At 60.2% G+C, this 20,232-nt stretch carries 20 protein-coding genes, 1 tRNA gene and 2 pseudogenes; 6 read left to right on the plus strand and 17 right to left on the minus strand.

The window, feature by feature from the left end; genetic code table 11:
- Window positions 1–4: 4 nt before the first annotated feature.
- From NKI73_RS08170 to NKI73_RS08180, 3 genes are all read right to left on the minus strand, one after another.
- Window positions 5–841 (minus strand): carbohydrate ABC transporter permease, encoded by an 837-nt coding sequence (locus tag NKI73_RS08170; RefSeq protein ID WP_352628442.1) that lies wholly within the window; start codon window positions 839–841, stop codon window positions 5–7.
- The gene (locus NKI73_RS08175) at window positions 838–1,698 is read right to left on the minus strand and encodes a carbohydrate ABC transporter permease (protein WP_352628444.1); all 861 of its coding nucleotides are present in this window, start codon (window positions 1,696–1,698) and stop codon (window positions 838–840) included. Before NKI73_RS08175 ends, NKI73_RS08170 begins: the two co-directional genes overlap by 4 nt.
- 102 nt (window positions 1,699–1,800) lie before the next feature.
- Window positions 1,801–3,072: an ABC transporter substrate-binding protein gene (locus NKI73_RS08180; protein WP_352628445.1), complete on the minus strand. Its 1,272-nt coding sequence runs from the start codon at window positions 3,070–3,072 to the stop codon at window positions 1,801–1,803.
- A gap of 106 nt (window positions 3,073–3,178) precedes the next feature.
- Here NKI73_RS08180 and NKI73_RS08185 point away from each other — a divergent pair, with 106 nt between their 5' ends.
- The 3 genes from NKI73_RS08185 to NKI73_RS08195 all read left to right on the plus strand — a co-directional run bounded on the left by NKI73_RS08185 (window position 3,179) and on the right by NKI73_RS08195 (window position 5,977).
- Window positions 3,179–4,051, plus strand: coding sequence for a helix-turn-helix domain-containing protein (locus NKI73_RS08185; protein ID WP_352628447.1), 873 nt, complete (start codon window positions 3,179–3,181; stop codon window positions 4,049–4,051).
- Window positions 4,052–4,378: 327 nt separating this feature from the next.
- A tRNA-Phe gene (locus tag NKI73_RS08190) sits at window positions 4,379–4,454 on the plus strand.
- Window positions 4,455–4,666: 212 nt separating this feature from the next.
- Window positions 4,667–5,977 (plus strand): tyrosine-type recombinase/integrase, encoded by a 1,311-nt coding sequence (locus tag NKI73_RS08195; RefSeq protein ID WP_352628449.1) that lies wholly within the window; start codon window positions 4,667–4,669, stop codon window positions 5,975–5,977.
- A 270-nt stretch (window positions 5,978–6,247) separates the two neighbouring features.
- Here the strand turns inward: NKI73_RS08195 and NKI73_RS08200 are convergent, their stop codons facing one another.
- The 9 genes and pseudogenes from NKI73_RS08200 to NKI73_RS08240 form a co-directional block, all read right to left on the minus strand.
- Entirely contained in the window at window positions 6,248–7,567 is a 1,320-nt protein-coding gene (locus tag NKI73_RS08200) for a type II toxin-antitoxin system HipA family toxin (RefSeq protein ID WP_352628451.1), read from the minus strand.
- Window positions 7,568–7,579: 12 nt separating this feature from the next.
- Entirely contained in the window at window positions 7,580–7,876 is a 297-nt protein-coding gene (locus NKI73_RS08205) for a helix-turn-helix domain-containing protein (protein WP_023669277.1), read from the minus strand.
- 246 nt (window positions 7,877–8,122) lie between these two features.
- Window positions 8,123–8,534: pseudogene (locus tag NKI73_RS08210) on the minus strand (transposase); the annotation flags it as partial.
- Window positions 8,535–8,564: 30 nt separating this feature from the next.
- Window positions 8,565–9,074 (minus strand): HAD family hydrolase, encoded by a 510-nt coding sequence (locus tag NKI73_RS08215; RefSeq protein ID WP_023669276.1) that lies wholly within the window; start codon window positions 9,072–9,074, stop codon window positions 8,565–8,567.
- Window position 9,075: 1 nt separating this feature from the next.
- A complete protein-coding gene (locus NKI73_RS08220; RefSeq protein ID WP_352628453.1) occupies window positions 9,076–10,041 on the minus strand; it encodes a DNA-processing protein DprA in 966 nt (321 codons plus the stop codon).
- A 4-nt stretch (window positions 10,042–10,045) separates the two neighbouring features.
- The gene (locus tag NKI73_RS08225; protein WP_198022479.1) at window positions 10,046–10,732 is read right to left on the minus strand and encodes a phosphoribosyltransferase; all 687 of its coding nucleotides are present in this window, start codon (window positions 10,730–10,732) and stop codon (window positions 10,046–10,048) included.
- Between the two features lie 287 nt (window positions 10,733–11,019).
- Entirely contained in the window at window positions 11,020–11,451 is a 432-nt protein-coding gene (locus NKI73_RS08230) for a ubiquitination-like system serine protease family protein (RefSeq protein WP_023669273.1), read from the minus strand.
- The gene (locus NKI73_RS08235; protein WP_352628456.1) at window positions 11,448–12,635 is read right to left on the minus strand and encodes a ThiF family adenylyltransferase; all 1,188 of its coding nucleotides are present in this window, start codon (window positions 12,633–12,635) and stop codon (window positions 11,448–11,450) included. The genes NKI73_RS08230 and NKI73_RS08235 overlap by 4 nt, the downstream gene beginning before the upstream one ends.
- Window positions 12,610–13,119 (minus strand): multiubiquitin domain-containing protein, encoded by a 510-nt coding sequence (locus NKI73_RS08240; protein ID WP_352628458.1) that lies wholly within the window; start codon window positions 13,117–13,119, stop codon window positions 12,610–12,612. Before NKI73_RS08240 ends, NKI73_RS08235 begins: the two co-directional genes overlap by 26 nt.
- A gap of 127 nt (window positions 13,120–13,246) precedes the next feature.
- On the opposite strand from NKI73_RS08240, the gene NKI73_RS08245 reads away from it, so the two are divergent.
- The 3 genes and pseudogenes from NKI73_RS08245 (at window position 13,247) to NKI73_RS08255 (ending at window position 15,526) form a co-directional block, all read left to right on the plus strand.
- Complete coding sequence (locus NKI73_RS08245) at window positions 13,247–13,627, plus strand: helix-turn-helix domain-containing protein (protein ID WP_352628460.1); 381 nt, start codon at window positions 13,247–13,249, stop codon at window positions 13,625–13,627.
- A complete protein-coding gene (locus tag NKI73_RS08250; RefSeq protein ID WP_031214820.1) occupies window positions 13,620–14,483 on the plus strand; it encodes an ImmA/IrrE family metallo-endopeptidase in 864 nt (287 codons plus the stop codon). Before NKI73_RS08245 ends, NKI73_RS08250 begins: the two co-directional genes overlap by 8 nt.
- Window positions 14,484–15,092: 609 nt before the next feature.
- A pseudogene (locus NKI73_RS08255) lies at window positions 15,093–15,526 on the plus strand (Ros/MucR family transcriptional regulator).
- Window positions 15,527–15,605: 79 nt separating this feature from the next.
- Here NKI73_RS08255 and NKI73_RS08260 read toward each other — a convergent pair.
- The 5 genes from NKI73_RS08260 to trbL are packed head-to-tail and all read right to left on the minus strand — an operon-like array spanning window position 15,606 to window position 20,219.
- Window positions 15,606–15,884, minus strand: a complete 279-nt coding sequence (locus NKI73_RS08260) for a DUF2274 domain-containing protein (RefSeq protein ID WP_023669268.1) — start codon at window positions 15,882–15,884, stop codon at window positions 15,606–15,608.
- A 13-nt stretch (window positions 15,885–15,897) separates the two neighbouring features.
- Window positions 15,898–17,115, minus strand: coding sequence for a TraB/TrbI/VirB10 family type IV secretion system protein (locus tag NKI73_RS08265; protein WP_352628463.1), 1,218 nt, complete (start codon window positions 17,113–17,115; stop codon window positions 15,898–15,900).
- 10 nt (window positions 17,116–17,125) lie between these two features.
- Window positions 17,126–18,154: a P-type conjugative transfer protein TrbG gene (gene trbG / locus NKI73_RS08270; RefSeq protein ID WP_352628465.1), complete on the minus strand. Its 1,029-nt coding sequence runs from the start codon at window positions 18,152–18,154 to the stop codon at window positions 17,126–17,128.
- Complete coding sequence (gene trbF, locus NKI73_RS08275) at window positions 18,144–18,875, minus strand: conjugal transfer protein TrbF (protein WP_023692452.1); 732 nt, start codon at window positions 18,873–18,875, stop codon at window positions 18,144–18,146. The genes trbG and trbF overlap by 11 nt, the downstream gene beginning before the upstream one ends.
- Window positions 18,876–20,219, minus strand: a complete 1,344-nt coding sequence (gene trbL / locus NKI73_RS08280) for a P-type conjugative transfer protein TrbL (RefSeq protein ID WP_352628467.1) — start codon at window positions 20,217–20,219, stop codon at window positions 18,876–18,878.
- Window positions 20,220–20,232 lie beyond the last annotated feature (13 nt).

The raw sequence follows: 20,232 nt of genomic DNA on the forward strand, positions 1-20,232 counted from the left end.
CCCCTTACTTGACCGCGCCTGCGGCGATGCCGGCGATGAAATGGCGCTGCAGCAGCACGAAGACGACGAGCATCGGTACCGTCAGCATCACCGCGCCCGCCATGATGCCGCCCCATGACACCTTGGTGAGGCCGATCAGCGTGCCGAGTGCAACCGGCGCCGTCATCGAACCGGGCTGGCTGTTGATCAAAAGCGGCCACAGATAATTGTTCCAGGAGGCGAGGAACAGGATGATGGCGAGCGCTGCCAGCATCGGCCGCGCCAAGGGCAGCGCGACGAAAAGGAAGATGCGCCATTCCTTCACGCCTTCGACGCGCGCCGCATCGAAGAGGTCGTCCGGCATCATCGAAAAACTCTGCCGCATGAACAGCACGCCGAGCGAATTGAACAGCGGCGGCACGATCAGCGCCACCCAGGTGTTGGCGAGCTTGAAGTCGCGCGCCACCATAATGAATTGCGGGATCAGCACGACCGCATAAGGAAGCGTGATGGTGCCGAGGATGATGGCGACAACCGCGCCCTTGCCGAAGAACTGGTAGCGCGCCAGCGCCCAGCCGGCCATCGACGTCAGCAGCACCGACAGGAATGTGTAGGTCACCGCCACCGATACCGAGATGCCGATGGCGCCGACGAAGTTGGTGTCCCGCTGCAGATTGTTGAAATTGTCGATGAAATTGCCGTGCGGCAACATCTCGATGCCGGGGCTGAAGATGCCGTTGTCCGGCATGGTCGAGAACACCACCATCATCCACAGCGGAAACAGCCAGATCAGCGCCAGCGGCGTCAGGAACAAATGCAGCGCGATGCTGCGTCCCAGCCTGGCGGAGGAGCGCGAACTCATTTCGGTTCCCTCGTCAGCCACAGCTGCACCAGCGTGATGGCGATCGCCAGACCGGCCATGGTGTAGGCAACGGCCGACGCGTAGCCGAAATTGAGCGACCGAAAACCCTGGCGGTAAAGCAGCAGGCCAAGCGTCTCAGTGCCGCCGCCCGGTCCGCCGCGCTCGGTGATCAGGAACGGCTCGGTGAACAGCTGCATGGTGCCGATGATCGACAGCACGAGGCAAAACACGATGACCGGCTTGAGCAACGGCAGGGTGATGTAGAAGAACTGCTTGAGCTTGCTGACGCGGTCGAGCGTCGCCGCCTCGTAGACATCCTCGGGAATGGACTGCATGCCGGCGAGCAGGATGATGGCGTTGTAGCCGGCCCAGCGCCAGGTCACCGCGATCATGATCAGCGCCATCGCCGGCGTGACGTTGGAGAACCAGTCGATCTTAGGCAGGCCGACGCTGTTCAGGAGCTTGTTTATGATGCCGAAATCGAGGTTGAACATCAGCCGGAACACCGCCGAATAGGCGACCTCGCCGACCACCACGGGGGCGAAGAAGGCAAAGCGGTAGAGGCCGCGCGCCTTCAAGAGCGGCGAGTTCAACAGCACCGCCATGACCAGCGCCAGCGAGATCATCACCGGCACCTGGATGACAAGGATGAGCAGCGTGTTCTTAAGCGCGTTGAAGAAGGCCGGGTCGCCGATCAACCGGCCCCAGTTGAAGCCGGGCGCGAACCGCCACGGCACGGTGCGCGTCGCCTGGAAGGAGATCATGAAGGAGCTGATGATCGGCCACACCCAGAAGACCGCAAAGATCAGCAGATAGGGCGCGAGGAAGCGATACGCCGTGGCATTCTGATGGCGCATTGCTGCCTCCTTTCCGCGTTCAAGGGTGGCGCGCCCTGCTGAAACGCGCGGCGCGTTCGGTCGCGGGGCAGCATCATGCCGCCCGCGACCATCACGTCCAGATCAAGATTTGACGGGCAATCCGGTCGCCGCGGCGATCTGGCTTGCGGCGTCGTCGAGCGCTGCCTTGGCATCGGGATAGCCGCCGGCCAGGTATTTGGTCTGCACGGCGCGGACGATGATTTCGGCATCGCTCTGGAACGGTGTGCCGCGGCTCGGAACAACTTTCGGCAAGGTGCCGAGGATGTCCTTCCACACCGCCTGGCCGCCCCAATAGGGCAGGCCTTCCGAGACATAGGGGTCATTGAGGGCCGACACCAGCGACGGCACCAGGCCGAACTCTTTCAGCATCGTGATCTGGCCCTCATTGGTTCCTAGCGTGTACTTGAGATAGGCGTAGGCAGCCTCCTTGTTCTTGGACGCTGATGTGATGGCCAGCGAGGACCCGCCGAGATTGGCGGCACGCGGACCGTCGGCGGTGAGGCTCGGCATCAGATAGACGCCCCATTTGCCGTTTTCACCGGCCGATTCCGTGCGGATGGTGCCTTCATACCAGCCGCCATAGATCTGGGTGGCGACGGTGCCGGCAGTGTTGTTCGTGATCTTGGTACCCCAGTCGGCCGACGAGATGATGCCGGCGTCCTTCATCTCCTTGACCTTGGTCATGGCGTCGACGCATTTGGGCTGGTTGACCGTGATAGACTGCCCGTCGGCGGAGAAATAGGCACAGCCTTGTTCGTTGGCGATCATGCGGAAGAATTCCGAGTCGCCGTTGAAATCGGCGTTGGTCATGGTGACGCCCGGATTGGCGGCCTGGATCTTCTTGCCTGCGGCGATGAAATCATCCCAGGTCTTGATCGACGCCGGATCGACGCCAGCCTTTTCGTAGAAATCGCGGCGATAGAACGCGGCGACCGGGCCCGAATCCCACGGCATCGAGTAGGCCTTGTCGCCGACTTCGAGTTCGGTGCGTTTGAAGTCGGGGAATTTCGCCTGGTCCTCGGCAGTGTAGCCCAGCGTATGCAGATCGACGAAGCAGTCGGGGAACTGGCTCCAGTAATTCTCGGCCTCACCATTCTCGATGGTGACGATGTCGGGCAGGCCGACGCCGCCGGCGGCGCAGCCGGCGATCGACTTGTCGTAGGTCGGTTGGTTGCCGAGATCCTGGACCGTGACCTTGACGTCGGGAAATTGCTTGTTGAAGCCGGCAATGGTCGCCTTCAGCGATGAAGCCGCGACATTCCAGCTCCAGATGGTGATTTCGCCGGATTGCGCGAAGGCCGGGGCAGAGCCCAGGGCAAGCACGAGCGCGGCGCAGGTCATTGTGATGCGCATAGAAATCCTCCCATTTCATTTGCTCTCTCACTGTGAGCATGCCTAGACTATGCAGTGGGCAGGGCCTGTCGCCGTCAAAGGGAATATGAAATTGGCGGAAAGTAAGATGCCGGAACGTCCGTTTTATCAGCCTGGCGCCAGCAGCGTGGAAGGCCTGCCGCTGGCCTTGCAGATGTTTCACAACCATCCGCTCGTGATGCTCAAGCCGCATTGGCATGCCCAGGTCGAGGTCAATTTCATTGTGCGCGGCAGCGTGCATTACCGCATGAACGAACATGAGATCGCACTGTCGGCAGGCGACATGTGCCTGTTCTGGGGCGGTCTGCCGCACCAGATGGACGATCTCTCGGACGACGCCATCTATGCCGGAGCGCATCTGCCGCTGGTGCATTTCTTTCGCCTGCATTTGCCGACGGATGTCCGCCATCGGCTGATGACGGGCGCCACGCTGGTGACCGGCGCGACCGATCCGGCGGACCACCACAATTTCGAGCGCTGGAATCGCTACTTCCGCTCGGGCGATCCGGCCATGATCGAGCATGCCGTGAACGAGTTGCTGCTCAGACTGGAGCGGGTGCGGTTCGAGCCCTACCGGCTGGTGCCGGAAACCGCACCCGGGCAGGAAACCGGCAGCCCCTTCGACCAGCAATCGTCGCGCAATGTCGGGCGCATGTGCGATTTCATCGCCGAGAATTTCCTCTACGACATCGACTGCGTGAACATAGCGGCCGCCGCCGACATCCATCCCAAATACGCCATGAACCTGTTCAAGAAATCGACCGGCATGACGCTCAACGAATATGTCAACCTGCTGCGGCTGAGCTATGCGCAAGCGCTCTTGATGCACCAGGACGCCAATGTGCTGCGCGTCGCCATGGACTCGGGCTTCGGCTCGCTCAGCGCCTTCAACAAGTCGTTCCGCAAACTGGCCGGCATGTCGCCCTCCGATTTTCGCAGAGGCGTGACCGGCGCCAGATAGATAGCGGCGACCAGCGGCGCGCCTGGTGCCGCGAAAGCAGTGCTGCGCCTCGGTCGCTGGCTAAAAGACGCGTCACGGCATGTCAGCCCCCCAATAACGGCGCGGGCAAGGGTGACGAAGGCCGGATCGTGCCATGCTGTGCGCCATTGCGGCCATGCGAGCGGCATGGAAACCGGGGCACTGCACAGCATCGCTTTTCCTGTCTGAAATCGCCACCTAGGCGCTGGACAGGCCGAATTCCCGTGCTATAACCCACGCGCTTTCAAGGGGCGCCCCCACGGCGCCTCGATGAAATCCGGTCAACGAGTTTTCGTTTTGCCGGAACAGGCCCAGATAGCTCAGTTGGTAGAGCAGCGGACTGAAAATCCGCGTGTCGGTGGTTCGAATCCGCCTCTGGGCACCATCCCCTCTTCTCCCGACACTCCGTTAAGCCGAACCTTCTACGCTGCAGCTTCTGCAAGCCACTGGAATTGTTGATCTTTTTCCGTCGCATTGCGCAATTAAGCGGGACAGAGAGCGCTTCGGGCGCATTTGGTCCAACGAGGCGGGGGGATGGTATTTCCGTTGGTATTCGACATTCTGATGGTATCGAAACAGCCAAGGGAGACCTGACGAATGGCCCTATCCGACGTGAAATGTCGAAACGCCCGCCCTGCTTCCAAACTCGTGAAATTGTCTGACGGGGGCGGGCTGCAGCTATGGGTACAGCCCACGGGCTCTCGCCTCTGGCGGCTCGCCTACCGCTTTGACGGCAAGCAGAAACTGCTCGCGCTGGGGAGCTATCCGCTTATCTCTCTCGCCGAGGCACGGGAGGCGCGCGATGATGCTAAAAGGCTCCTGCTAGCTGGCGTCGACCCTGGAAAGGAACGCAGCTTGCGGAAGGCCGATTCGGCAAAGGACTCCTTTCGCTCAATCGCGGACGAATATGTTGACAAGCTGAAGAAGGAGGGACGTGCCGTCCGGACGATCAGCAAGGTCAAATGGCTGCTCGACTTTGCCTATCCGATAATCGGCGATAAGTGCATTCGGAAGATCGATCCGGCTATCATCCTTACCGCCCTCCGTCGCGTCGAGGTTCGCGGTCGATACGAGTCGGCCAGGCGACTGCGCTCCACCATCGGCAGCGTGTTTCGATACGCAATCGCGACCGCACGCGCCGAGACAGATCCGACCTTCGCCCTCAGAGGCGCACTCATCAGTCCGAAGGTAACGTCTCGCGCCGCGATTACCGATCCGAAGGCCTTGGGCGGTTTGCTGAGGGGGATCGATGCATTTGATGGACAGCCTACAACCCGAGCCGGTCTAAAGCTGATAGCGCTGCTGTTTCCCCGCCCCGGCGAGCTTCGCGCCGCTGAATGGGAAGAGTTCGATTTTGAAAGCTCGGTGTGGACGATCCCTGAAGCACGCATGAAAATGCGACGGCCGCACCGCGTACCCCTATCAAAGCAAGCGATCAGCGTCCTGACTTCACTGAGAGAAATCTCTGGTGATGGATCGCTGCTGTTTCCTAGTGTTCGGTCGGCTTCGCGTCCGATTTCCGACAATACGCTTAACGCCTCACTGCGTCGTATGGGTTACAGCAAGGATGAAGCTACCGCGCATGGTTTTCGAGCAACGGCATCAACTCTGCTGAACGAATGCGGCAAGTGGCATCCGGACGCCATAGAGCGGCAGCTGGCCCACATTGAGAACAACGACGTTCGGCGCGCCTACGCCCGGGCAGAGCACTGGGAGGAGCGCGTCAAGATGATGCAGTGGTGGGCCGATTATCTGGATGAACTCAAGAGCAAAAACCTGCGGGTGATCTCAATCGAGGGACGCCGCAAGCCTGCTGTCCACACACCAACGCGACCATCCACTTTGAACCCAACAGCGGCCGTTGATCAAACGCCGAAACAGATCTCCAACCGCCGGAAATCATACTGACCGTCAAAAAAGCCACAACTCGACGCCAAATCGTAGGCCCGCATTGTCAGATTTCCTGGAGAGAAAGTTGACCACATTCGGCGGGAAGCTGCCGTTCTGCAACCGACCCCATTCCCGTCATTCAAGATGCCGATGGCCGGTTCCGAAACCGGCCACCTACCCGGCCCGGGCCTATCAGAGCGAGAATGCCATGGGCAGTGTGCGGTCCGTCCGTTTCGCCGACATTAGTCCGTGGATCCGCTATCCCCGCCCGACTTTCACCTCCACAACCTACACGGGCTCCGCGGCGGCTTCCTCTCCATAGATCCGGGACAAGCCCTTGATGCGCGTCGTGATCGCGTCGACGAGGCGACCAACGATCTCATGGATGATCCCCTCCTGGCGAAGCTCTTGCGCGCATTCCGATGACATGTCCGGTATCACCGCGAGCTGATGGCGGATCGTCCGCATTGTGTACTCGCCGCCAACCTTTGCTGAGGACGCACAGCGACGCCAGTGGCGCGGCATGATCTCCTCGATCGGGTAGACTCTGTCGATCTTCATCGCCAGTTTAAGGTCGCGCATCTCAGCCTGGATCTCTCCCTCGCCGAGGTGCGGCAGAATGGAGGAGATGTCGTAGAGCGGAGCTAGGCGGGCCTCGCCCTGGGCACCCAGCAGCATCGAATAGTTCTTTGCATGCGCGTCCGTGCCGGCGATGATCCAGTTGAAGACGTTCGCGGCCATGAAGGTCTGACGGTCTTGGACGGGTTCCATGGAGGCCGCCAGCACCTTTTTGGAGATCGCCGTGATACCTGGCCCACCCTGGTTCTCGTACTTTAGCGTCGGCATCACCGATAGGGCCTGGCACATGTCCTCCTGATGGATGCGGATGGTCTTGCCGTCGATGTTGCGGCGGTCGTAGCGCTCGAGAACGATCGCCTTTTCGCCTGCGAAGTCGAGAACCTGGCTGTGTGCAGCGTCCATGCCGAGCTTGCATGCAAGCTGCAGGCAGAAATGCTCGTTCTCGGTATGCCCGTGCAAGTGCGGCAAAGGCGGCTTGAAGATGTGTGTCGTGGGCGTGTCGCCTAGAGGGATCCCCCAGCGATTGCTGCCCTTGTCGAAATGGAACGCCGTCTTTGCCTGCGCACCAGCGAGACTGAACTGACCAGGATCGCCGATTCGCCGGGTCGCCGCACCATCCTTGCGGAGGTCGCGCAGGCGGTCGCCAATCTGCGCCTCCGTGAGCAACTCCACGTTCTCGCCGCGGGAAACCTGGTGGCCACGCGGAAGGAACTGGACGGCGCCGGCGCAGTCGCGGCCGACATTCTTGAGCAGGGCAAACGGGTTTCGGGCGGAGACCTGGAACCTCTGCGCCCATCTGGCGAGGGTCTGCTCATTATCCGGCAGCAGACCCCAGAGGAATGCCTCGACGACCTTGCCCTCGTAGGTCCTGGTGATCGTCGGCATGGACAGGGAAAGCGGGATCGCCACCCGGCCCTCCATCCATGCCTCTTGATAGGAGAACGAAAGCTTGCCGCCCTGCAGGTGGTGGAGCCACCCAACCGGTCTGCCAGCGATATGGACGTCGAGGGTGTCGATCGGGTTCACCATGATCATCGTCACCTAGAGCTTGTAGGGAATCTCGTCGTCGTCATCGTCGACATGCCGTTCATCGGCATTATGATGATGATCAGCAGCCGACGTCGGCGCCGGCGGGATCTGAAAGTCCAGCTCCACACCAAGCGTAGTCAGCGCCAGCAGCACGTTACCGATCTCGGCGCTGGGCTTGCCGTTCTCGATCCACGACACCCACGTCTGCGTGGTGTTGATTATCTTGGCCAAGGCAGCCTGGGACAGGCCGCGACGGGTGCGGGCCTCCTTGATCAGGATACCAATGTCCCGAGCTGTTCTGATCTTCATGGCGTATACGATCTCTATATGAGCTAGCCTGATATAGGCTCCTATATGACGGGTGTCAATATGTGTCCCTATATCAAACCTTACCGCCATATAGGTTCTTATATCGGTGATCCTCATATATTAACCTATATTGAGATAGGCAAACTCGTCAGAGGACCAGCCGCTTTCGCGCCCGTCGTACAAAGTCTCTAGCGTGACCGTTTCGAGTTTTGCGACTGCCAAATAGGAAGATCGGGTGTGAGCGGATTACCATGATCGCCCGGAGCATAGGCTCCAGTGAGAGGAAGGATAGATTGGCGCGGACCGTACTCGACCACCCGTTTCGAATTCCCTTGCACCGCGCGGCCGTCCATAGACTGCGTGCATGATCACGGTCAACTTGACGCAGGCCTTGCAGTGGAATGAGCGTTCGGCGATCCCTGGCCCCAGCTTTTGACCTTGTCGGAGCCGTTGAAGCGCGTCATCAGGCCCAACGCCGTCTCGCAGAGCGCCCGCCGCACGTCCTCGTCGCCGGCCTTCGAGATGCCCCCCTGAACGTCGATGGAGGAGCCGGATTGGCAGCGCCGCGACGTCTGCCCGAAGTAGACCGCGCGACATCACGCGAACGGTGGAAGCGCGACGGATCGTCGATCACGGTCATGCAGGAGAGCCCTGTCACCGACTCCGGGGACACCTTCGACTGAGCGGGTTATTTCAGGTCGAGCTTCTTTTTGAGGTAGTCGCGCAGTTCGCCGACAGACGAGAAAATAGCGTCTGGTTTCGAGGCTTCCAAACCTGCCACGTCGAGGCAGCCCCATGCCGAGCCCAACGCGGCGACGTTGGCTCCACGCGAAGCCTCGGTATCCTGCGGCTGATCGCCGACATGATAAGTATTGTGAGGTTTTCCTCCCGCTTTTGACATCGCAAGCAAAAGACCCTCCGGGTGCGGCTTTCGGTTTTTCACGTGATGATAGCCGACCACAATATCTATCGGCCAGGCATGTGCCTTTATGAAGGCCTTCGGCACCATGTCGGGGCTTTTTGTAACGATAGCCAATGTGTGACCAGCCGCATGTAGTTCGATGAGCAACTCGGTAATTCCGCCGTAGACGGCCAGCTTCGGGGCTTGGGCCATAACCGCCTTCCAGTCCCGAGCGGCGCGAAGGTGCTCAACTGTGGAGGTGTCCACGAGAGTTTGATCGAAGTCGAAAATAATCATCTCAGAAACCCAACCGAGTTTGAGGATCGATGTCCAATGCGCGCTCCGGTCTTTTTGCTGGAGAGCGTTCGACCTGCTGGACGTGCAGCAAGAACTGCGTCAAGGCGACCCCATCGGATATGGCGCGGGCCCAGTGCTGAGCAATCATCATCTGATTGCCCTTCGTCTTGTCCTCGTGCTTCCACTTATCGGGATGATCAATGCACGCCAGCGCACGCTTCTGCTCTCGGCAGAACCGCACCGTGTGCATGGTCCCACCCTTCACATCCGTCTCCACCACTAGCACTGCGTCGGAGAGACCACTTTGGATGCGATCTCGCTCGGCAAAAGCTGTCCGCATAGGAGTGACACCAAGAGGATATTCGCTGACCAAACAGCCGCCGTTTTCAATTAAGCGAGTTGCCAGTCCCCGATTGGCGGCGGGATAAACTTTGTCCAAGCCGTGGGCCATCACTGCGACCCCCACACCGTGGGCATCCAAGCAGCCTTCGTGACCAAGAGTATCGCAGCCATGTGCTAAGCCACTCACGATAGTGAAGCCCTCGCTTGCTGCCGCCGCTGCCGACTTCCTAGCAACAGCTTCACCATAAGGAGTTGGCTCACGCGTCCCCACGACGGCAAGGCACTTCGTCGCGTGGAGTCCTGCCACGGCTCCCCTTACATACAAGACGGCAGGAGGATCTGGGATATTACGAAGGCGCTGAGGGTACCCTTCGTCATGGAATGAGAAAAACTTCGTATCGCTATTTAGCGTTTTCTCCAACTCGTCCTGAGCTCGATCCCATGCCTCTAACAGTGCGCTTTCCGATACCTTCGCCCGCGCCGCCCTGTCCACCACAACGTCTTTCGCATCACGGTCAGGCACAGGCCCATAAACGATGCGCAAGGCCCCCCGCCGGCCGAGACCTTTGAGCTTCATCAAAGCGACTAGCGCTACTGATGTCGATGATACGGGCGATGAAGCCATTGCTCTAATCCTTCTTGAACTTCGCGTCGTGCTCCCGTTCGCCCTGCCCCCATAGCGTATCCCACCTAGCAGGAACATGATCGTTCTCGGGATTCGGGCAGTAAGCAACACTCTCCGCTTTCGCGAGCGCAATCCCATACACCTTGCATTTCGGATTGGCGGCAAGCACCGCTAGCGCGATGCGAGACAGCGTATCACCTCGCGTGATGAAGTCATCGAAAACGAAGACATGGTCCGCATCTATTTTTGCCGACTGATACTTAGCCTTATCCAGCTCAGCGGAGCGACCCTCAGCGGAATAAATCGTATGAATCTTCTGATGGACATTCTTGGATAGGATGCTGTCGGAATATTGCGCCCCCACAGTTTTTGCGCATTCCTTGGTAATCCACGGTATTGAGCGGCTTGGGTCGGCTTTCGTTTCCTTGGACGAAAGCGCGGGGATAAATGAGGCGCGTTTGGGATCAATACCTAAGTGCTTGATGAGAGTCGGAGCAGCATCGTATAGAACCGTCGCCGCACCCCACTCGGCTTTATTATTCTTGTCTTTGAATCGAATAAACCAGGCGGTCCACTTCTCGTCAGTCCTGTCTTTCAGTTTATAGGCAATTGTAAACGAATACGTCAGCCCGAGAGACACACTCAGGTGAGGAAAACCCATCCATCCGGCAATTTTGTTGAAATAAACCACGCCACCCCCCTTACTTCGCAGTGCACGATGTAAGCAGCACGAGGCCGACTATCAACTCGCTTGCTGGCCTTTTTATTCTGCCAAAATTCGAAATTTCACCGGAGACCGCAGTGCACTCTTGGGAAACGGCCTCCGCCTGACGCGATTCGGGCCTAGGTGCCACTCTGAAAGGTCAGCCGAGTTGGATGCTCTACGGAAAGCGCGACCTATGAGAGCGGCCTCAAGGTCCCGGCCCAGACGTAGGTCTATGAGACTCGCATCTGCGCGGGCCCGAAGCGCGGCACGTGTTAACGACCGCCGGTCAGCCACGACCAGAAACCTCTAGATTTGGTTTTCGCGACCTCGGCCTTCGGCGAAGCGAGCGGCTCGACATGGCCACCGAAGTGACCTTCGCGCGCCGCCTTGTCGCGCATCCTGCCCCACGCAATCTCGTCCTCCGACATGTCGCCTGCCCAGACCACTGTGTCCATACGGATGAAATAGTGGGACCGGCAGGCGAATGACCAGTTCCCGACTGACGGCGAGAGACTGACGCTCTCGCCGTCAAAGGTGAGTTGCCAGCCTACCGGGCTAATCGGTGTCACCACTTTGGTGCCACAACCGCAGAAGCAATCATGGACTGCGGTTGCATACGGGATCGAAACATAGAGGACACCGGCCTCGCGGACCCTCGGGACGAACTCCACGAACTCGTGTCGGATCTTGTAGGGTCTCTTCATTCGCTGTCCTCGTTGATCGTCTCGGCGCCCGCGAGCACGAAGATGCTGAAATGTTCGTGGGTGTCGTCATCGTAGAAACCGAAAAGCTTCTTGAACTTGATGACTGCAAAGGCAGCATTCAGAGCGTTGAGTTCCACCACCTGAATGTTTTTGTCGTACTCGTTGACCTCTTCTGTCGTCATGAACGCGATGCGTTTCCCGTTGTGGACGTGCTCGCGCTTGGTAGGCGTGCTGGTCGTTGTACGTATCTGGCCCCGCAGGCTCTCGTTGTGCACCGTCAGGCCCATGCCCACATCTACGAACGGGATGTTTATCGCCTCCAGTTTTTGGACGATCGGCCGCTTCCCGGTCCCCTCCATGCACAGGAACACGAAGTCAAGGCCTTCCAGCAGGTGAAGGTTCTCAGGGGTAAGCTTGACCTTGTGCGGGACGATGCCGCGGCGCATTTTGCTGTAGGTACGCGCGTGAAACTCGACCTTGGAGAGCTCCTCCTCCAGTTCTTCGCCTGAAGGCGCGCCCGGCGCCCGAAAGGCGTTGTGCTGGTTGAACCCGTCGTTGTCGAAGAGGTGGATTTCGCGGACGTGGGTCTTGGCGAGATAATCCAGGACGTAGGAGCCCGTGCCGCCCAGGCCGACGATGCCAACCTTCAGCGGCTTGAGCTTTAGCGCGATTGCCACGATGTCGGCGCGACTACTGGCCGTGTCCTCGTATAGAAAGACGCTGTCGTCCTCGTCGGGCGCGTAAGGCTTGAAGGATTGCGCCATCACACCCGGCTCGATCACCTGTGCCGGGCCCGAGATTTTCGCCACGTAGTGCGCCATCTTTTGATGGAAATCGTCGTAGCGGTCGGCGGGCTTGGGCTTACAGGAAAAGTTCCAGCGCACCGGCATCCCGTCGATCTTCAGGCCGTCACCCAAGTCGCTGTCGCCAAGCCCCTGGATCTTGCTGCCGTCCTCGTTGCAAGGGTGATCGCCGGACCACTTGGTCTGGTGATCCTTGGGCGGCTTCGCAACGTCGTTGGTCACCTCCAATGGGGCGAACAACACGCCGCGCTTTACCTGCCGGTTGCTGTCAACATAGGGTACGTCACGGATCACGAGATATCCCGTGACCACGTCGACGCTGTAGCCCTCGTCGCGAAGCCGCTTCAGCGGCGGGCTACGATCGATCGGTCGCCGTGACATCGAACTTCATCCTGTTTTTGATCTTCACGGAGTGGCCAGCCGTGAGCGTGCCTTTGGGGTTCGACGGGGGGCCATCACGGTAGGTCACTGTGAATTCGATGCACGTTCCCGTCGGCAGGATGGGGAACGCGATCTTCACCAGTTCCTCGAACGAGAGACGAGTTTCAGTGGTTTCGAAGGGCTCGCCATTGATGCCAACTGTCACAGCCTTCTGGCTGTAGAAGTGATCATCCTTCTTCAGGTCGATCACAGCGTCGTCGCGCGGTACGAGTTTGTCCTCGTGATCACCCGGCACCTCCCGGAACAACTCACGGTGGTTCGGGATCTCGGCCAGCGCGTAGAGCGCTTTGCCCGTTGTGGGGTCGGGCGACTCGAAAATCTCCCGGTCGACATGGATACGCACCAGGTGCGCAGCGACATTGACTGACATTTTTACTACTTTCTCCGCTTCGCGGTGCTTGCGTTTCGCTCTGCCGGATGGCATCTTGCTGTCCGGACAGACAACACTTAGGCTCTGAAAAACGCCCTGTTCGGCACGAGACCAACCCAGAGCGCGTTGTCTGTCTGGACAACAGAATGGGAGATATTGTGGCGAATGTCAAGGAGGGCGGATGCCGGAGTCTGCGTTAGGAATTTGGCTGAAGGGGCTTCGCGGCGATCTTAGCCTGCGAGAGTTGGCTCAGCGGAGCGAAGTCGATCACGCCTACATCTACCGCCTCGAGACGGGTGCGAAGGAAGCGCCGTCCGACGAGGTGGTGAACAAGCTGCTCGGCGGTCTGGCGCCGTCCGAGCGGGAAGTCAAGATCCTGCGGTTTCTATCAAGTCACCCCAATGTCGACCCCGATCTTGCCGAGTTCGCGAGGGCCGATGATCGAGTTTCATTCGAAGAGTTCCATATGCTTACCACCGTCGTGAACCGTGGCGCCCGCCCCGACTACGCGACCTCCCTTGCCCGCATCCGCCGGTTCATGAGCGAGGACGAAGATGGATGAACTCTCCGTCGCGATGAAGGCACGCGACTTCATCGCCAAGAGCGGTCCATTGGCGCTTCCGGTCTCAGTAAACGCCTACGCGGCGCAAGTCGGAGGTACCGTGAAGCAGGAAGTGCTTCAGGAACATGAGGACGCATGGTCGGTGCGGTTGTCGAACGGCAAGTACCGCATTTGCGTGAACTGCGCCCACAACAGCCGTCGGCAGCGCTTTAGCATCTGTCACGAAGTGGCTCACGAGGCCCTCGGCATAGCGGCGGATCATAGGTCGCCGAGCTGGAGTTTCACGCGTAGGCCGCCCGGCGAGATCGCCTGCGACGTGTTCGCGGCCGAGCTATTGCTTCCATTCAAGCTGTTCAAGCCGAGAGTCGATGCGGCTGACATGAATTTCGCCGCGGTCAGCGACCTGGCCGACGAATTCGACGCTTCCTTGATGTCGACGGGCTCACGTTTCGCCACCTTCTCGCGCGAACTGTGCGCCTTCGTGCTCTCCGAGGGCGGCAAGGTTCGCTACTGCTCGCGTTCCACATCCCTGCGAGGCGCCAAGGCTTGGGTGCGCCTCGGAATGGATTTGCCAAGCGACTCCTACAGCGCCCGGGTGCGGGCGGGGGCAGCGGCGGCAGGCCCCGAGGAAGCCGAGCCGGATCAGTGGTTCGAGGGCTGGGAGCGTGAAGGTTCTCTCTACGAAGACGTCCGCCACCTCGCCGCCTGGGATCAGACCCTGACGCTGCTCTGGTTCGATGATGAAGATCTCCCGCCCCCGGCGGCTGAACGGAAGCGATGGGAGGAGGAGACCTACGGCCTCCGCGAGCTTGACGGCGAGCTGCCTTGGCCTGGCAGGTCGAAACGTAGGAAATAGGAAATGAGCTGGGCCGGCCGGCGCGCGGCGCGAAACATCCTTCCGTAGAGCCGAGAAAAAATCTGACCCCTGTTTGCAGAACCTTACACTGACCGCTGTGGGCCGGGAAAAGACTGACCATACCGGCGATTTCTCGGCGCATACCCGTGCGGGAGCTGGCCGCAGCCCGTGATGCGGTGGAAGCGCTTCCCATCGAACGGAAGAGATCGACGTATCCTTCGCAAGACCCCACCATTGGAGGTGCTGGCGGCATTTGCGAACTAGTGCCAGAGCCAAGCCACCAGCGCTTTGAGCGCTTGCTTATGGAGGGACCGCGAGGGCGCCAAGCCAGGAAGTCGTCGATCGTTATTCGCTCGGCTGGCCCGGGAGTAATGCCGTGGCGAGCAAGCTCTACATAAAGGTCAAGCTCACTGGAAAAAACCAATTTCCAAAGTTCATTGACGTTTTGGGTTAAAACCAGAGTTGGAACTGCCAGCGTGACCTCCTGACGCAACTCTATCGCAAATTCTCCGCCAAGAATTGGTATTGAATCTCACGCTCAACCGAGACTAGCAGAGACTAGATTCAGGCGGCCGCTTCAGTTGCAATCAGAGGACTAGGAGGGTGATGATGTCTGAAGAAGCCGGCAGTAATCTATTCGCACTTACTGCGGATATCTTTTCGGCCTATCCAGAGGAACGCGGTTCCGGTCTCTGGATTGCCCGATTTGATCGCTAGTGTAAATTCGGCATTGACTAAGATCGGACAGGGCGCCAACTGAAGAAACGGCTCCGAAGCCGTCATCCTAAAAGGTCCGTCCTCCCAGACTACATAATCAGTCTTGAAGATGGAGCAGAAATACAAGTCACTCAAGCGCCATCTGGCAACCCGGCACGGGATGACGCCCGATGAATACCGGGCGAGGTGGGGACTGGCGAAGGACTATCCCATGGTCGCCCCGAACTATTCGGCCGCCCGATCAGCGCTGGCAAAATCGTTAGGTTTGGGGAGGGAAGGCTGCTCCGGCCAAGAAACCTATCTCAAAGCGTAAAGCGAACGCCTGATATCAAATTTTGCGAAGCGCTTGCTGGGATCGGTGGCAACGCGGTCAGCATCAAGAACCTAGCGGTGCGACACCAAGCGTTACGCGTTGTCAGGTGTGGAAGATGATTGCCTTCGCGGTTTCTCCGACGCGCCGGCGCCCGGCAAACCTTCCTTTCTGGCCTTGGCAAATGCGCGGTCACCTTCCAGAAACCCGACCAGCATAAAGGGGATCAGGTCAGCCACGGTTTCGGACTCGCCATAGGTCCGACGGTAAAGAGCGGCATAGTCGTTGAGTGCTTGGCTCAACGCGGCGCCAACGGTGATGGTGATCTTCGAAGGTGTCCGATCCGGAAGTTTTCCGAGTTTCAGGTTAGCCATGAAGTCCTCCTGTTCACCCCGTGTATGGCCGCAACACGAGGTCATTGTGCACGATGACGCGCAACGGCCAACCAGGGCGCACGGTGATCGTGGGTTGGACGTTCAGGTTCTTTTCAGTGATCCGTTGGCCCGCTTGACTGACGTTCTGCTGGGTGGATTCACGAATTGCCTTGACCAAGTCGCTTTCATTTTCCCCAAAGCTCAACTCGGTACCAACCCCCAGCAATGTGGCCACCGCGACGCCCTTGATCAACTGCCAAGTATGGAAATCCACCTTGTCCTCGAGCCCGGCGTAGCCGGCCGCGTCGGTCACGGGCAGATTGTCGATTTCGATCGATGAGCCGTCCGGCATCACAATGCGTTGCCACACCAACAGAGCGCGCCTTTGGCCAAAGGCTACAACGCTATCGTAGGTGCCGATCAGCCGGGAGCCCTGCGGGATGAGCAGGATGCTGCCGGTGACGCTGTCGCGCACATTCTCGGTAACCTGCGCGACGACGAGGCCGGGCAAGTCGGAATTGATGCCGGTGATCAGGCTTGCCGCAATCACGCTGCCGGCCATGATCTGATACGGCGAGGCCGGCGTCTGCAGTGCATGCGGGTTGTAGATCCCGCCGGTGTTCCGTTGATCGATGAAATCGAGCTTGCGCTGTTGATTGTTCTGGTCGCCCTCGGCCGGCGCGACGGAAGCTCGCTGGCCTTCGGTATCTGGCTGCGGAGACGCCGTCTCGAAAGGCGAACGTCCGCCCTGCCCATTGCCAAAAGCTTCCGCCTGCTGGGGCCGGTTTTCGATGCGGAAGAGGACTTGCGACTCGCGCGCCTCAATCGCTTGTTGTGCAAGCCGCTGGGCCTCGGCGGAAACGTCTTGCCCAGGTGCGATGCCAAGCTGGCGCTGGTGCTCGAGAATAGGACGGCCGAGATCCCCGGGCAGCGGCGGTCCAAGCACCGGAGCCTTCGGCTTGCCCCCGGAATAGTCCTTGGGCAGCGATTCAAGTCCCTCGGCGGTCGGCTTGCGGTCCCTGCTGTAGAGCTCTTCGGCCTGCTGTTTCAGGCGCAATGCGGGTCCCCGCAGCGCCATCATCGTGACGCCAAAAACAGCGCCGGAACCAACAGCAGCGATCGCGACGATTATGCCGCGCCTGAACCGCACCGCTCGGCGGGGCGAGGCTCGCAGCTGCAGCTGTTCGGGATTGAGCTTCGGCGGAGCATTCGGATGGGAAGTATCGGTCATGAGCCTCCCCTCACCTGCCAAAACGCGAAAACAGCGAAACCCGCCGCGGCGGTTTCCGACCGTCGGTTCTCGTAATGCGCACCACCTGCTGCTGTTTGGTGCCCAGCCTTAGCTCGGCCGCAGCAAAGAGGCGATCGACGATGTAGTAGTTGCCGCGCATGCGATAGTTGACGAGCTGGTTGTCCCCGTCGGCTCCGACGATGAAGAGCGGCGGCGCCTCACCTTGGTCTATACGGCGCGGGAATTCGATATAGACCCTGCTGCCATCATCAAAGGCGCGCGTCGGTCTCCATGGTGGCGTGTCGCCGGCGATCGAATAGCGGAAGCGGATGTTTTCGAGTGCTACGTTCGAGGCCGCGGGCATTTCAGCCTCGGCCTGAGCGTTGCGCCGCCGAAGCGCCACGAGTTGGTCTTCGCTGTAAATCCAGGAGAGCGCCGCCATGGCAGTTTTCTCAGTGCTTTGAAGTTGCAGGTGATAGGATCGCCTGTCCGTCGTGATGACCAGATTGGTGGCAAGCCCCGGCGCGAATGGCTTCACCAGCACATGAGTGCGCTGGTCATCGCCTGAGCCACTAACGGTGTCACCGATCACCCAACGGACCGTATCCCCGGCTGAGACCGAGGTCAGCTTCTCGCCCCGCTGCAATGAGATATCGGTGACGCGCTCCGGCGCGGCGTAGAGCTGGTAGAGCGCGCCGTCGGCAAAGGGGTAAACCTGCACCGCATTGACATAGCCAAACTTGGTGGGTTGTTGCGTCGCCGCCTTGTTGGCATCGGCGACCTGTTCTTCCGGCGAGCGCTTATCTGGGGCGGGCTTGCCGGGTGCGGGCATCAACTGACCAGGCAACGGCAACGGCTTCGGCACTTCCACGACCTTGACCGGCTTCTCCGGCGCCTTCTCGATCGCGGCTGGTTTGAAGTCCTCGTGGTCATAGGAAATCTGAGGCGGCGGCACTGGCTTCGAGGCACAGGCCGAAAGAACCGCAGCAGACGCCGACAGCATGAAGGCAGCACGAAACGATGAGGCTCTATTTGTCATTGGCGGGCTCCTTAGGGGAAACGGGGGTTGGCGCGGCGCTGTCGAGCTCGCGCGACCAGTCGATGGCGTTGATGAAGACGCCGAGCGGGTTCTTGCGCAGCTGCTCGGTTGTCCTAGGCGGGCGGATGAGGATGGTGAGGATCCCGATCCAGCGCGTCGTGCTGGCGAGGCTGCCGCGCTCGAACACCTGCTCGGTCCATTTGACCTGGAACGAGCTGTCGGAAGCCCTGACCACGCTGGTCACCTGCACTGACACGCTACGCGTGCCGATTTGGCCGAAAGGGTCGTTCGCCTTGGCATATTCGTTGAGGAAGAGCGCCGCTCGGTCGGTGGCAAAGTCGTAGGCCGACAGCCAATTCTGCCGCACCAGAACCGCATCGGTGGAAACCGAACGAACATTCTGGATGAAGCGGCTGAGATGCCAGGCGATCTGGGCATCGTCGGGCTGGTAGTTTTGGACTGCCGGCGCGACCGCGTGCGCTTCGCCAAAGCGGTCGACCTCGACGACATAAGGCACGACGCGGCCCTGCATCGACTGCCACAGAAGCCCGCCGGAAAGCCCCGTCGTCAGAGCCAGGCAGCCAAAGGCCATGAAGCGCCAGTTCTTGGCCTGGACGCGCGCCGCGCCGATGCGCTCATCCCAGAGTTGGCTGGCCTTCTGGTAGGGTGTTACGGGTTCGGGCGTCTTTCCATAACGCTGAACGGGTCGCTTGAAGAGCATCTAGTCTTCCTTGTCATTGAGGGAGGGATTGGCGCCGCTTCCGCCCCGATCTCCATCGCGCACCGCCTGCGTGGCAGCATTGCGATGGGCGCGTGCGGTCTGTTCGGAACGCAGACGCCTTGCCCAGGCAGGCGCGGCCGCGGGAGCTATAACTGGAGAGCTTCCGCTCATCGAGCTGGTCGGCATGCCGCCGGTCGCGGTCCAGCCGGCATGGCGACCGGCGTCGGCACTACGGCGGAATGGTTCTGCTGCGGATCGCATTCCCCGCATCGCGGCGCCGCTAGCGGCACTCGCAACCCCCTGCAGCCCAGCAGCTACCCCGGACAGCCCGGACTCGGGCGATGTCGCGCGCCCCGTTTGCCAAGCGACGGTGGCAGCGGACCCCATGGCGGCGCCGGCACGGACTGCGGCGAGGCCGCCGCCTGTTGCCATGCGCGCGCCGGCAAACGCAGCGCCTCCGGCAACGAGCGTTGATCCAGCTGCGGCCGCCGTTGATCCAGCTGCGGCCGCCGTTGTTCCAAGTGCCGCGCCGGCGCCAAGCTGCGGCGCGCCGGAAACAAGACCCGAGGCAATCCCGGGGCCGAAAATGCCGAGCCCAAGCAGCGCCAGCGCACCCAGCACCTGAGACATGGCCGCCGCCAGGTCCGGCTCCTGGCCCTGCAGGGCGGAAGCGAACTCGCCAAAGAGCGTGGAGCCGATGCCGACGATGACGGCAAGCACCATCACCTTGATGCCCGACGAAATCACATTGCCGAGCACGCGCTCGGCCAGAAACGCCGAACGGTTCCAGAGCGCGAAGGGCACCAGGACGAAGCCGGCCAGCGTGGTGAGCTTGAACTCGAGGATGGTGATGAAGAGCTGGATGGAAAGAATGAAGAAGGCGATGAGGACCAGGAACCAGGCCAGAAGCAGCACGAAGATGGTGAGCGCGTTACCGAAGATCTCGGGGAAGCCTACTAGCTGGCTCGCTTGATTGAGGAGCGGCCAGGCGCCCTCGAAGCCGGCCGCGGCAATGCGGCCTGGCCGCAGGAGACTGTCGGCGGACAGGTTGCCGGCCGATGCGTTGATGCCGAGACCGGCAAAGGAGCGGTAAATTATGTCGGCGAGGTTCTTGAAATTGTTCAGGACGAAGGCGAAGGCGCCGACATAGAGCACTTTGCGAACAAGCCGGCCAAGAATGTTGGGCTCGCCGCCGAACGCCCAGACCAAGCCCGCGAGCGTGATGTCAATGCCGATCAGAATGGTGGTGAGAAAGGCGACGTCGCCCGAAAGCAGACCGAACCCACTGTCAATATAGCGGGTAAAGGTCTCCATGAAGCGATCGATGACTCCGAGGTCGTTCATGTCGCCGCCTTCC

Origin of the sequence: Mesorhizobium sp. M0496 (assembly GCF_040321205.1) — a bacterium.
In the GTDB taxonomy this organism is placed as follows: domain Bacteria; phylum Pseudomonadota; class Alphaproteobacteria; order Rhizobiales; family Rhizobiaceae; genus Mesorhizobium.